11 protein-coding genes and 1 pseudogene are annotated in these 12,556 nt (G+C 75.3%); 6 read left to right on the top strand and 6 right to left on the bottom strand.

Translation table 11 applies throughout. The annotated features are described in order from the left end of the window. Positions 1-186 precede the first annotated feature (186 nt). Positions 187-960, bottom strand: a complete 774-nt coding sequence (locus ACFHW0_RS01075) for an ABC transporter permease (protein WP_416604813.1) — start codon at positions 958-960, stop codon at positions 187-189. 76 nt (positions 961-1,036) lie between these two features. After that, complete coding sequence (locus ACFHW0_RS01070) at positions 1,037-1,951, bottom strand: ABC transporter ATP-binding protein (protein ID WP_416604811.1); 915 nt, start codon at positions 1,949-1,951, stop codon at positions 1,037-1,039. A 133-nt stretch (positions 1,952-2,084) separates the two neighbouring features. Between ACFHW0_RS01070 and ACFHW0_RS01065 the strand changes: the two genes are divergently transcribed. Both ACFHW0_RS01065 and ACFHW0_RS01060 read left to right on the top strand, forming a co-directional pair. Next, positions 2,085-3,332, top strand: a complete 1,248-nt coding sequence (locus tag ACFHW0_RS01065; RefSeq protein WP_416604810.1) for a sensor histidine kinase — start codon at positions 2,085-2,087, stop codon at positions 3,330-3,332. Continuing rightward, positions 3,329-3,985 (top strand): response regulator, encoded by a 657-nt coding sequence (locus ACFHW0_RS01060; RefSeq protein ID WP_416604809.1) that lies wholly within the window; start codon positions 3,329-3,331, stop codon positions 3,983-3,985. The genes ACFHW0_RS01065 and ACFHW0_RS01060 overlap by 4 nt, the downstream gene beginning before the upstream one ends. A gap of 131 nt (positions 3,986-4,116) precedes the next feature. Here ACFHW0_RS01060 and ACFHW0_RS01055 read toward each other — a convergent pair whose 3' ends face one another. From ACFHW0_RS01055 to ACFHW0_RS01040, 4 genes are read right to left on the bottom strand one after another with little or no spacing between them, the layout of a single operon-like run. Further along, on the bottom strand, positions 4,117-4,965 hold the full coding sequence (locus ACFHW0_RS01055) for an aminoglycoside phosphotransferase family protein (RefSeq protein ID WP_416604807.1): 849 nt from the start codon (positions 4,963-4,965) through the stop codon (positions 4,117-4,119). 7 nt (positions 4,966-4,972) lie between these two features. After that, positions 4,973-5,656: a TVP38/TMEM64 family protein gene (locus ACFHW0_RS01050; protein WP_416604805.1), complete on the bottom strand. Its 684-nt coding sequence runs from the start codon at positions 5,654-5,656 to the stop codon at positions 4,973-4,975. Beyond that, the gene (locus ACFHW0_RS01045) at positions 5,653-6,375 is read right to left on the bottom strand and encodes a type 1 glutamine amidotransferase (RefSeq protein ID WP_416604804.1); all 723 of its coding nucleotides are present in this window, start codon (positions 6,373-6,375) and stop codon (positions 5,653-5,655) included. Before ACFHW0_RS01045 ends, ACFHW0_RS01050 begins: the two co-directional genes overlap by 4 nt. Continuing rightward, a complete protein-coding gene (locus ACFHW0_RS01040) occupies positions 6,365-7,612 on the bottom strand; it encodes a MurT ligase domain-containing protein (RefSeq protein WP_416605232.1) in 1,248 nt (415 codons plus the stop codon). The genes ACFHW0_RS01045 and ACFHW0_RS01040 overlap by 11 nt, the downstream gene beginning before the upstream one ends. A gap of 355 nt (positions 7,613-7,967) precedes the next feature. Between ACFHW0_RS01040 and mraZ the strand changes: the two genes are divergently transcribed. From mraZ to ACFHW0_RS01020, 4 genes and pseudogenes are all read left to right on the top strand, one after another. Next, on the top strand, positions 7,968-8,399 hold the full coding sequence (mraZ, locus tag ACFHW0_RS01035) for a division/cell wall cluster transcriptional repressor MraZ (RefSeq protein WP_121400551.1): 432 nt from the start codon (positions 7,968-7,970) through the stop codon (positions 8,397-8,399). Positions 8,400-8,604: 205 nt separating this feature from the next. Then, a pseudogene (rsmH, locus tag ACFHW0_RS01030) lies at positions 8,605-9,718 on the top strand (16S rRNA (cytosine(1402)-N(4))-methyltransferase RsmH). Further along, positions 9,708-10,313 (top strand): septum formation initiator family protein, encoded by a 606-nt coding sequence (locus tag ACFHW0_RS01025; protein ID WP_416604802.1) that lies wholly within the window; start codon positions 9,708-9,710, stop codon positions 10,311-10,313. The pseudogene rsmH and the gene ACFHW0_RS01025 overlap by 11 nt, the downstream one beginning before the upstream one ends. Before the next feature lie 5 nt (positions 10,314-10,318). Beyond that, positions 10,319-12,532, top strand: coding sequence for a peptidoglycan D,D-transpeptidase FtsI family protein (locus tag ACFHW0_RS01020; protein ID WP_416604801.1), 2,214 nt, complete (start codon positions 10,319-10,321; stop codon positions 12,530-12,532). Positions 12,533-12,556 lie beyond the last annotated feature (24 nt).

The raw sequence follows: 12,556 nt of genomic DNA, 5'->3' as shown, positions 1-12,556 counted from the left end.
ACCCCCACCCCCCACCCCCACCCCCCACCCCCCCCCGGGGCCCCGCGTCGATCATGCAGTTGTGGTGGGGGACGAAGTCCCCGGGCCGGGATGAATCGGCCACCATAACTGCATGATCGACGCGAGGGGGTGGGGCGCGGGGGCGGGGCGTGGGCGTGGGGGCAAGGGTGGGTGGGGTGGGGTGGGTCAGGGGTCGCGGTGGTGGGTGAGGGTGATCGCCGTGAGGGTGGCCGTGAGGGACCAGGTGGCCAGGGTCAGCCAGGAGCCGGTGACGGTGGCCGGGTACGGGTCCGGGTTGAGGACGTCGGGGTGCACCTCGATCAGGCGCAGCCAGGCGGTCAGCGGCAGGGCGTTGTACAGCTCGGCGATCCACCGGTGCTCGTCGCTGTCCACCGTCATCGGCACCAGCACGAGTACCGACGTGGCCGCGGCCACGGCCCCGGCGGCGTGTCGGGTGAGCGCGCCCAGACCCATCCCGACCAGCGCGCACACGGGCACCAGCACGGCGCTCGCCGCGACGGCGCGCAGCACCCCCGGCTCGCCGATCGACCAGCCGGCGCCCCGGTCGGCGAGGATCGCCTGGGACACCCAGAACGAGGTCGCCGCGGTCACCGTGCCGAACACGAGCATGACCCCGGCCAGTACGGCGGCCTTCGCCGCGACCACCGCGCGGCGGGCGGGGACGGCGGCGAACGTGGCCCGGATCAGCCCGCTCTGGTGCTCGCCGACGACGGTCAGCGCGCCGATGGTCGCCGAGGCGAGGATCAGCAGCAGGTAGCCGGCCTCGGGGAAGGCGTCGCGCACCGGCCCGTACAGGCGGAACATCTCCCGGCGCCTCTCGGGGTACGCCGGCCAGTTCCGGTGGTCGGCGAGGCTGGCGTTGACGCTGACCCCGACCACGACAGATAGACCAGCGGCAGCGTCCAGCGGGTCGAGCGCAGCGACCAGAGTTTGATCCACTCGGCGGCCAGCAGGTCGCGGAAGCGGGCCGGCGCCCCGGTCACGGCCGGTCGGCGGGTCGGCCCGGTCACGGCGGTCATCGGGTCCCCTCCCCGGCCAGGTACTCGACGCTGTCGGCGGTGAGCGCCATGAAGGCCTCCTCCAGCGAGGCGGTACGGGTGGTCAGTTCGTGCAGTCCGACGCCGTGAGCGAGCGCGAGGTCGCCGATCCGCGCGGCCGTCAGGCCGGTCACGACGAGCGCCCCGGCGTCGTCGGGTCGGACATGCGCGCCCTCGGCCGTGAGCACGGCGGACAGCGTCGCCCGGTCGGGCGTACGGACGGTCACGGCGGCCCGGGTGCTCCCGGCGGCGAACTCGGCGAGGCTCTGCTCGGCGATCAGCCGGCCCCGGCCGATCACCACGAGCCGGTCGACGCAGTTCTGCATCTCGCTCATCAGGTGGCTGGAGACGAAGACCGTGCGCCCCTCGGCCGCCAGCCGCCGGAACAGGTCCCGCACCCACCGCACCCCCTCCGGGTCGAGGCCGTTGAACGGCTCGTCGAAGAGCAGTACGGGCGGGTCCCCGAGCAGCGCGGCGGCGATCCCGAGCCGCTGCCGCATGCCGAGCGAGAAGCCGCCGATGCGCCGCCGCGCGACGGCGGACAGGCCCACCTCCCGCAGCACCTCGTCGACCCGGGCGCGCCCGAGGCCGTTGCTGCGGGCCAGGGCCGACAGGTGGGCGACGGCGCTGCGCCCGCCGTGCACGTCCCCGGCGTCGAGCAACGCGCCGGCGTGGCGCAGCCCGCGCGGCCGGTCGGCGAACCGGACCCCGTCGACGGTGACGGTGCCGCTGGTCGGCGCGGTGAGCCCGATGATCATCCGTAGCGTGGTGGACTTGCCGGCCCCGTTGGGGCCCAGGAACCCGGTCACGTGGCCGGGGCGCACGGTCAGGGTGAGGTCGTCGACGGCCGTCGTGCGGCCGTACCGTCTCGTCAGGGCGTTCAGTTCGATCACTCCACCCACGCTGCCGGGCGGCGGGCGGCGGGGCGTCGCCCCGGCGGCCACACCCGGCGGTCGGTGACCCGCCCCGGGGTGTACGCCCGTGGGCCGATGCCCGGGCGGCGGCGGGCTGGCTACCGTGTGCGGCATGGATGCGACCGCACCGCCGCCGCGCCGCGCCCCGGCGCTGGTGCGGTCGGTGCTGCCCTGGATCGGCGTCGCGGTGCTGCCGGTGGCGGTGCTCATGGCCCCGGTCGTGGCGTCGAGCCGCAACGGCGTGGGGTTCGGCGACTGGTGGCTCTCCGAGCGCTACCTGGTGCCGCTGCTGGCCGTGGCCCCGCCCGCCGGCCTGCTGCGGCGCCGGCCGGTGCTGGCCCTGGCGCTGATGCTCGTCGCGGCGTGCGTGGTCACCGTGGCCGTCAACGTCCCGGAGGACGGCTACCTGGCCGACATCTGGTACGCGCAGTTCCTGGCGGTGGACATGGTGGCGGGGCTGATCGCGGCGAGGAGGTCCCGCCGCGTCTCGGTGCCGGTGGCCGTCGTGGTGCTCGCCGTGCAGGTCACCGCGAGCTTCGTGAACCCCTCGACCGACCCGGTGAGCCGCGCCATGATCTCCGTGCTGGCGGTCGTCACCGCGTGGACGGTCGGCAACTCGGTGCGCGCCCGGCGCGGCTACGCCGAGGCGCTGCGGTCGCACGCCGCCGCCGAGGCGGTCACCGCCGAGCGGCTGCGTATCGCCCGCGAGCTGCACGACATGGTCGCGCACAGCATCGGGGTGATCGCCATCCAGGCCGGCGTGGGGGCCCGGGTCATCGACACGCAGCCGGCGCAGGCGCGCGCCGCGCTGGCCACCATCGAGGCGACCAGCCGCGACACCCTGGCCGGCCTGCGGCGTACGCTCGGCGCGCTGCGCCGCCCGCAGTCGGAGTCGGCGTCGCTGGATCCGACGCCCGGGCTGGACGACCTCGACCGGCTGGTAACCGCCGCCGCCGACGCCGGGGTGCGGGTGGACCTGCGGCGCGACGGCGAACGACGGCCGGTCCCGGCCGAGGTCGACCTCGCCGCGTTCCGGATCGTGCAGGAGGCACTCACCAACGTGGTACGACACGCGGGCAGCGACCGCTGCCGGGTCACCGTCGCGCACACCCCCGACGAGGTCGCCGTCGAGGTCGTCGACGACGGTCGGGGCGGCGCGGTCGGCGGCGAGGGGCACGGCATCGTCGGCATGCGGGAACGCGTCGCCCTGGCCGGCGGCCGGTTCCACGCGGGACCGCGCCCGGGGGGCGGCTTCCGGGTGGCGGCGTCGCTGCCGGTGCCGCCGTCGACGGCGGTGTCACCGGTGTCGCCGGCGGCGGTGGAGCCGGCCGGGTCGCGGACCGGGGCGGGGGAGCGGTGAGCGTCCGGGTGCTGCTCGTCGACGACCAGCCACTGGTCCGCGCCGGCCTACGGGTGCTCATCGCCGACGCCCCCGACATCGACGTCGTCGGCGAGGCGGGCACGGGGGCCGAGGCGGTGCGGCTGGCCCGCGAGGTCGTGCCGGACGTGGTGCTGATGGACCTGCGGATGCCCGGCATGGACGGCATCCAGGCCACCCGCGCGATCACCGCGCACGGCGGCGTCACCCGCGTCCTCGTGCTCACCACCTTCGACGACGACGAGCACGTGCACGCCGCGCTGCGCGCCGGCGCGAGCGGCTTCCTGGTCAAGGACATGGCCCTGGACGACATCCTGGGCGCGGTCCGGGTGGTCGCCGCCGGGGACGCGCTGATCGCCCCCGGGGTCACCCGCCGGCTCATCGCCGAGTTCGCCCGCCGGCCGACCCCCGCCGCCCCGACCCGGGCCCTCGACGGCGTCACCGAGCGGGAGCGCGAGGTGCTGACGCTCGTCGGCCGGGGCCTGTCCAACGGCGAGATCGCCGCCGAGCTGGTGATCAGCGCGGCCACCGCCAAGGCGCACGTGGCCCGGCTGTTCAGCAAGCTGGGCGCCCGCGACCGGGTGCACCTCGTCATCGCCGCCTACGAGGCGGGGCTGGTCTCCCCGGCGGGATGAGGCGCGCGACCCGGTGGGGCGGGCGCGCTCTGGGCGGTCGGGCGCACCGCAGCCGGCGGTCCGCACGCCGTGGCCGCCGTGCGGCGTGGAGCCGGTCAGCGCGCCGTGGCCGCCGCGCGGGCGCGAGCCGGTCAGCGCAGCGCGGCCGTCACCACCGGGCGGTGCTCGGCCAGCCATCCGTGCCACTGGCGCACCGTGTCGGCGACCCCCGCCTCGCGGAGCTGGCGCATGGCCGGGTCGCCCCGCTGCGCGCCGGCCGCGATCCCGCGCCAGGTCCCGTCGATCTGGGCGAGCATCACGTCGACCAGTTCGGTGCGGGGCAGCGCGGGCGACCCCGTGCCGGCCGCCTCGTAGGCGTCGCAGAGCAGCCGGGCGCGCCGGCCCAGCTCCACCGGGTCGGCTCCCGGCCCCGGCGCCGCCCAGTGCCAGGCGGCGAAGGCGACGTCCTCGACCCGCCGGCCGGGCGCGGCGAGGTCCCAGTCGATCAGCGCCACGGGCAGCGGGCCGGCGGGGGAGTCCCGGTACACCGTGTTCCTCGGGGACAGGTCGCGGTGGCAGACCGTCTCGGCGTCCCCGGCCAGCGGGGTGCCCGCGCAGGCGTCGTGCAGCCGCCGGACCAGCTCGGCCAGCCGGGTCAGCGCCGGGTCGGCGAGGTACGCCGGATCCTCCCGGTCCCGCCACGGCACCCGGCCGTCGACGTGGCTGAGTACCTGCCGCCCCTGCTCGTCCGTGCCGAGGTGGCGGGGCGCGACGTCCGCGCCCACCCGCTCCAGGTGCCGCAGCAGCGCGGCGACGAACTCGGCGTTCTCCGGCGGCGTACGCCGGACGGTGTCGCCGACCCGGACCACCTCGGCGATGAAGCCGCCGCGCAGCCGCTCCTCGGCGACCGTCGGGTCGACGCGACCGGTGGCGCCGCTCGGCCGCCGCCGGTCGTGTTCTGGCCCGGTGTCCCCGCCCGCTCCGGGCGACCCGCTGCGCACGCCGGCCTCAGCTCGGCCCGAGCCGGCGCTGCCGCTCGGCGCGCCACCAGCGGCGGATCAGCACGACGCTGGCGATCAGGCCGAGCGCGGCCGGAGCGGCGCCGAACCAGTTGACGTCGCCCGGGGAGGTGACCGCCGCGCCCACCGCCGCGTAGCCGAACGCGGTGGGCGCGGAGGCGATCACGCTGCCGGCGAGGAATGGCAGCACCCGGGCGCCGGTGGTGCCGTAGCCGTAGCTGACCAGCCCGAAGCCGGCGATCGGCAGCAGCCGTACGGTGATCACGCCGAGCACGCTCTGCCGGGCGAACCAGCCGTCCAGCCGGGCCAGCCGGCCGCGTACCCGGTCGGCGACGAACTCCCGCCCGAGCAGGCGGCCGACCGCGAAGCCCAGCGCCGCGGCGAGCAGCGCGGCGCCCAGCGCGTACGCGGCGCCCTCCAGCGCACCGAAGATCGCCCCCGAGGCGAGCGTGATGAAGGTCCGTGGGACCAGCGCGACCAGCAGCAGCGCCCCGCCGAGGACGGCCGCCACGGGGGCGAGGCCGCCCAGCCGGTCGGCCAGCCGGGGCAACTGGTGCGCCTCGGGCAGGTCGACGACGAGCAGCACCGCCCCGAAGGTGACGAGCAGGAGCAGCAGCAGCGCGAACCGGACGGCCGACGGCTGCCGCAGCAGCCGCCGGACGGCGGGGATCATACCCGGGCGGCGGCGGCCACCGCGGCGCGGCGCTCGGCGCGCAGCCGGTCCGGCCAGGTGTCGTCCAGCGGCGGGAGCTGGTGCGCACCCGTGGCCCAGCGCAGCAGCAGGTCCGCCAGGGCGGGATTGCGGGCCAGGGCCGGGCCGTGCGAATACGTGCCGAGCAGCTTGCCCCGCCACGCCCCCTCGGTGGCGCCGTCGTTGCCGACCCCGGCGGTGACCCGGGCCAGCGGGGAGACCCCCGGGCCGAGGTGGGTGCGCCCGCCGTGGTTCTCGAACCCGGTCAGCGCCGGCACGCCCAGCCGTGGGTCGATCTCGCCGGCCAGCTCGCCGACGGCGCGGGTCGGCCCCCGGTCGGAGGAGAGGTCGAGCAGTTCCAGCCCGGCGCAGAGGGTGCCCTTGGCGAAGAAGGAGGTGCCGAGGAGCTGGTAGCCGGCGCAGACCCCGAACACGACCGAGCCCTGGGCGACCGCCCGGTGCAGGCCGCCGTCGGCGAGCAGCCGCTGCGCGCCGAGCGCCTGCGGGCCGTCCTCGCCGCCGCCGATGAGGTAGATGTCGGCGGTGGAGGGCAGGCGCTGGTCGGAACGCACCTCCAGCACCTCCACCGGGAAGCCGCGCTGCCGCGCCCGGCGGGCGAGGATCAGGGCGTTGCCCCGGTCGCCGTAGGTGGAGAGCAGGTCGGGGTAGATCCAGACGATGCGCAGGCTCTCAGTTGACACGGTCCAACTCCGCTCGGATGTCCTGGAACGCGGTGTAGTTCGCGATGACCTCCAGGCGCCCCGGGGGCACCGACCGGACGGCGTCGGCGAATGTCCGCACATGCTGGAAGGGCACGTCGTTGACCTCCAGCCGGACCGCGAGGTCGTACGCGCGGTCGCCGGTGATCAGCACCTGCCGGCCCCGGAGCGGGGCGAAGTCGACGTCGAAGAGCCACGAGGTGTCCAGCCCGTCGGGGTCCCGGGCGTTGATGGAGAGCAGTGTCGGGGCGACGTCGGCCATGTCGAACGCCTCCAGCCAGCTGGCCGGGTTCTTCGCCAGCAGCAGCCGGATGTTGCGCCCGTCCCGGTCGACCTGGGCGTAGCGGCCCGCGACGGAGGCGACGGTGCCGAGCTGGAGCACCGCGTCCACGGGCCGGACGCCGAACTCGGCGGCGACGGCCAGCGCGGTCGCGGCGTTGCCGACGTTGACCTTGCCGGGGAGCTGGAGCTTGACCTTGTGCCAGGCGCCCGTCGGGTCGAGCACGCCGTCGTCCTCCACCGTCCACTGCGGCTCGGGTCGGTGCAGCGGGCAGCCGCTGCACCACCACTGGTCGCCGGAGCGCTGGATGGTGGAGCCGCACTCGGGGCAGACCCAGGAGTCGTCGTGCCACCGTTGCCCGGCGCTGAACCAGGTGACGTGCGGCGGGGCGATGCGGTGGTCGTGGTTGGGCGGCGGGGTGGCGGCCCACACCACCATCGGGTCGTCGGCGTTGGCGACGACGCGCACGTTGGTGTGCCGGACCAGCGCGGCGCGCCAGAGCTGCGCCATCATGGCGACCTCCTTGGCCCGGTCGAGCTGGTCGCGGGAGAGGTTGAGCAGCGCCACCACGTGCGGCTCGGTGGCGTCCAGCACCTGGGCGAGGTAGTGCTCGTCAACCTCCAGCACCGCGTAGGGCGTGCTGCCGGCCTTGGCGAGCGCCGAGGTGTGCCCGGTCGGCATGTTGGCGCCGAACGAGTTGGTGGCGACGCGGCCGAGCACCCCGACCGCCGCCGCGGTGAGCCGGGTGGTGGTGGTCTTGCCGTTGGTGCCGGAGATCAGGGCGATGGCACGCCCTGCCGACAGGTGGGCCAGCAGGTCCGGGTCGATCTTCAGGCCGATCCAGCCGCCGATCACGGAGCCGTCACCGCGCCCCGCGGCCCGCGACAGCGCCGCGGCGGTCCGCGACACCGAGCTGGCCACCTTTGCCCGCAGGGGCATCTTCGCGTCCGTCACCCGAGCGAGGTTACCGGACCGGCGACCCCGCCAGATCGCCGCCGACGGCGAACCGTTCGGCCGGGGTGACCCGACGGGGCGGTCGGGACGCGCTCAGCCGGACGGAGTCGATCTATGTCGGAAAGCGGACGGGCCCGGCGGGCCCCGCGGCCCTCCACTCCGCTCCACCCCCGTTGACGTGCGGTTTTGCGCGCCGAAAGGCCGCGCCACGCGGGCGATTCTGGTTGCGGGTGGAGGGAAGTGGAGTAGAGTGGGGCGCAGTGGTGAGGCCGGGAGGGCCCACCGGCCCGGGGGGTCAGCGGCGCCGCGAACGCCGCTCAAGGGCGAGGGGGTTGGGCCGATGTTCCTCGGCACCCACACCCCACGCCTGGACGACAAAGGCCGGTTGATCCTCCCGGCGAAGTTCCGGGACGAGCTGGCGGGGGGTGTCGTGATTACCAAAGGGCAGGATCGCTGCCTCTACGCCTTCCCGATGCCCGAGTTCCAGCGGATCGCGGAGCAGTTGCGCGCGCAGCCGATGACGAACAAGGCGGCCCGAGCCTACAGCCGGGTCTTCTTCGCCAGCGCGCACGACGAGGTGCCCGACAAGCAGGGCCGGGTGACGATCCCGGCCCACCTGCGGGCCTACGCCGCCCTCGACCGCGATCTGGTCGTGATCGGCGCGAGCACCCGGGTGGAAATCTGGGACAAGGCTGCCTGGGAGACCTACCTCGCGGAGAGCGAAGACGACTTCGCCGACATCGAGGAGGGGGTGCTGCCCGGCGGTCTGTAGGGCGTGACGGCGCCCGACGTACTGCGAGATCTCCACCCGCTTTCGAGTTCCTGGCACCCCTTCCCCGGTGCCAGGCGCACGATCCGATCGGAGGGCCGCGGCCTCCGACGGGCGGGAGCGGATGGGGATCTGGCGGTACGACGGCACGGCGTCGTCCGACGACAGACGCGTGAAGGACGAAGGTTTCACACCAGTGGGGGTCGACATGGGGGAGCTACGCGGCACGCACGTGCCGGTGCTGCTCGAGCGGTGTCTCGAGTTGCTGGCCCCCGCGCTGGGCCGGGGCGGGCGGACGGTCCACGTCGACGCGACGCTGGGCCTGGCCGGGCACGCCGAGGCGGTGCTCGAGGCGCATCCGGAGACGGTGCTGATCGGGCTGGACCGGGACACCGAGGCGCTTGCCCACGCACGCGTCCGGCTCGCCCGCTTCGCCGACCGCGTACACCTGGAGCACGCCGTCTACGACGAGCTGCCGGAGGTGCTCGGTCGGCTGGGCTACCCGGCGATCGACGGGATCCTGTTCGACCTGGGCGTCTCCTCCCTGCAACTCGACGCACCCGACCGCGGGTTCGCCTACGCGCAGGACGCCCCGCTGGACATGCGCATGGACCAGACCCGGGGGGTGACCGCCGAGGAGGTGGTCAACACGTACCCCCATCCGGACCTGGCCCGCGTGCTGCGGGTCTACGGCGAGGAGAAGTTCGCGGGCCGGATCGCCTCGGCGATCATCCGCGAGCGCGAGCGGGCCCGGATCACCTCGTCGGCGCGGCTGGCCGAACTGGTCAGGGAGTCCATTCCGGCACCCGCCCGACGAACCGGGGGACACCCGGCCAAGAGAACGTTTCAGGCTTTACGGATCGAGGTAAACAAGGAGCTGGCAGCGCTGGAGACGGCGCTGCCGGCCGCGCTCGACAAGCTCAACGTGGGCGGCCGCATGGTGGTCCTGTCCTACCACTCGCTGGAGGACCGGCTCACCAAGGCGGCGCTCAGCGACCGGGTCCGCAGCAAGGGCCCGGTCGACCTCCCGGTCGAACTGCCCGGGTCCGGTCCGACGTTCCGGCTGCTCAGCCGGGGCGCCGAACTGCCCGGGGAGGCGGAGGTCGCCGCGAACCCGCGCGCCGCGTCCGTGCGGCTGCGGGCCGCGGAGCGACTCGACCCGGACGCGGCGCAGCAGGGGGGTACCGACCGCGAACGGTACCGCCGGCGGGTCAAGGCGATGCACCAACCAGGGGCGGGGTCCGGAGGATCCGACACGGATCCGACGAACCCCGGGGGACGGGACAGGGACGGACGAAGAGGGGGAGGGACATGACCATTGACAAGCGCGACCGCCGGGACATCGCCGGCGGCGGGCAGCGCGCACCGCGGTCGGGGGGCCGGACCGCGGCGGAGCGGGCCACGCGCATCGGGACCGGCACGCCGCGGGCGGACCGCGCGAACCGGCAGGGGGAGACTCGCGCCCGGGGGGCGCGCGAGTTCCCGACCCAGGGCAGCGCCGCGCTGCGGCCGGCCGAGCGGGACGGCGCCGTCACGGCGCGTCCGCCCCGGCTGCGGGTGGCGCCGCCGCCGCCGGTGAAGGTGCCGCGGGCGCCCTTCGCCGCCCTGGTGGTGGTGCTGGTGGTCGGCGGGGTGCTCGGCATCCTGCTGGTCAACACGAAGATCAACGAGAACGCCTTCCGGCTGGAGAAGCTCCAGGAGCAGCAGGCCAAGCTCGACGTGGAGCAGCAGCAGCTGACCAAGGAGATCGCCGACGCGGAGGCCCCGGGCAACCTGGAGGCCCGGGCCCGCAAGCTGGGTCTGGTGGAGGCGGGCGAGCCGGCCTACATCCGGCTGCCCGACGGCAAGGTCATCGGCGTGCCGCAGCCGGCCGGGGGCCAGCCCTCGATCACCAGCCAGCAGGGTGCGGGAGGCTGACGACCGTGCCGCCGAGATCGGAGGAACCGCGCCGGGACGCCACAGGCTCCCGGCGCGGTTCGTCGCGTAACGCCGGTGGCCGGGGCGGCGAGCCGCGCTCCGGCGAGCCGGGGGTCGGTGGCATCTCCGACGCCCGGGCGTACACCCCGCGCGGTCGCACCGTGCGCGAGCAGCGCGCCGGCGGTCGCGCCGAGCGGGACGCCGACGCCGGCCCCGCCGAGCAGCGCCGGACGCCGCGCAGCACCCGCTCCGGCGACCCGTTCCGCCCCGCCCTCCAGGTCCTCGACGGCGGGCGCGCGGGCGCCGGCCGGGCCGGCCGGCGGGAGACGGCGGACCGCTCCGGCGTCGTCCGCACCGTCACCCCGCGTACCCCCCGCCACGACGACGGGCCGCCGGCGCCGCGCCGCCGCGCCGCGCCGCGTCCCGCGCGCCGGCCGGACCGTCCCGCCGCCCGGCGGCCGTCGCGCAAGCCGCCGAAGCCACCCCGGCTGGCCGATCCCCGGCGCCGGCTGCGGCTGGGCACCGTGCTCACCCTGACGCTCTTCGCCGTCATCGGCATCCGGCTGGTCGTCCTCCAGGCCGTGGAGACTCCGGCGTACGCGGGCGGTGGCCTCGCCGACCGGCTGCGCACCGTCACCCTGCCGGCGGCGCGCGGCGCGATCTACGACCGGGACGGTGCCCCGCTGGCGCACAGCGTCGAGGCCCGATACGTCTACGCCGACCCCACCCAGATCGAGGACCAGCAGGCCACCGCCAAGGCGCTGTCCCCGCTGCTCGGCATGCCGGCGTCGGAGCTGGCCGAGAAGATGAAGCCCCGCAAGCGGGTCAACGGCGACGACTCGCAGTTCGAGTACCTCGCCCGGGGGGTGGACATCGACCGGGCCCGGCAGATCACCGCGCTGGAGCTGCCCGGCATCTACACCCACCGCGACGAGCGGCGCGAGGTGCCCGGCGGGGACCTCGCGGCCAACCTGCTCGGCTTCACCAGCCAGGACATGGTCGGGCTGGAAGGGCTGGAGGCCCGCTACGACGACGTGCTGCGCGGCAAGGACGGCAAGCGGGTCTACGAGGTCGGCCTCGGCGACCTGGCCGCCCCGATCCCCGGCGGCTACAGCGAGACGACGAAGGCCAAGCCGGGCAGCTCGCTCCAGCTCACCATCGACCGCGACCTGCAGTTCATGGTGCAGCGGATGCTCAGCCGGCACATGGCGCAGAGCAAGGGCAGCACCGGCGCCGCCGTGGTGATCGAGATCCCCTCCGGCGAGGTGCTGGCCCAGGCCAGCCACCCCACCTACAACGCGGCGAAGCCCCTGCCGAGCGACCCGACCGACCGGGAGGACGCGGCCACCAGCTTCGTGGTCGACCCCGGCTCGGTGCACAAGGCGATCACCTTCGGCGCCGCGCTCCAGGAACGCGTGATCACCCCCGACACCACGCTGCCGATCGCGAACAGCATCAAGAAGGGCGACACCTGGTTCACCGACACGCACAAGGCGAACGGGCAGCGGATGAGCCTGCCCGGCATGATGGCGTACTCGTCGAACGTCGGCACGATCCAGATCGCCGACAAGCTCGGCCCGGAGCGGCTCATCGACTACCAGAAGCGCTTCGGCCTCGGCGAGCCGACGCGGGTGGGCATGCCCGGCGAGGCCAGCGGGCGGCTGCTGCCGGCCGACGATTGGAGCGGGTCGTCGGCCGGGTCGGTGCCGATCGGGCACAGCGTGGACGCCACGCCGCTGCAGATGGCCGCCGTCTACGCGACGATCGCCAACAACGGCACGTACGTGCAGCCGCGGCTGGTCAGGGAGGTGATCGGGCCGGACGGGAAGCGTACGCCGACCGACCCTCCGGTCACCCGGTCGGTGCTCAGCCCGGAGAACGCCGCCGCGCTGCGGCACATCCTGGAGGCGGTCACCACGGTCGAGGACGCGACCGGCAGGGCCGCGGCGATCCCCGAGTGGCGGGTCGCCGGCAAGACCGGCACCGGCTGGCGGCTGGTCGACGGGCATAAGCAGCTCGGCGAGGTGGCCTCGTTCATCGGGATGGCCCCGGCCGAGAAGCCGCGCTACGTGATCGCGGTCTTCGCGCACACCCCCTCCGGCGGGGGCGGGGACATCGCGGCCCCCGCGTTCCGGGACATGATGCAGTTCACGCTGCGTCACTACGGGGTGCCGCCGAGTGGGGAGAAGGCCCCGAAGTTCACGGTCTATCCGCGTTGAGCGGCCACGCCGCGACATCATCGG

Origin of the sequence: Micromonospora sp. LOL_025 (assembly GCF_048060285.1) — a bacterium.
Lineage (GTDB): Bacteria > Actinomycetota > Actinomycetes > Mycobacteriales > Micromonosporaceae > Micromonospora.
The sequence above is the reverse complement of the archived record's forward strand: the minus strand, read 5'-3'. Positions and strand labels throughout refer to the sequence as shown.

What these genes read in the sequence shown, in the direction of transcription:
- ACFHW0_RS01040 (WP_416605232.1), bottom strand. Translation starts at nt 7,612, where the DNA reads ATGCCCCTGCGGGCAAAGGTGGCCAGCTCGGTGTCGCGGACCGCCGCG.
- ACFHW0_RS01025 (WP_416604802.1), top strand. Translation starts at nt 9,708, where the DNA reads ATGACCATTGACAAGCGCGACCGCCGGGACATCGCCGGCGGCGGGCAG.
- mraZ (WP_121400551.1), top strand. Translation starts at nt 7,968, where the DNA reads ATGTTCCTCGGCACCCACACCCCACGCCTGGACGACAAAGGCCGGTTG.
- ACFHW0_RS01065 (WP_416604810.1), top strand. Translation starts at nt 2,085, where the DNA reads ATGGATGCGACCGCACCGCCGCCGCGCCGCGCCCCGGCGCTGGTGCGG.
- ACFHW0_RS01050 (WP_416604805.1), bottom strand. Translation starts at nt 5,656, where the DNA reads ATGATCCCCGCCGTCCGGCGGCTGCTGCGGCAGCCGTCGGCCGTCCGG.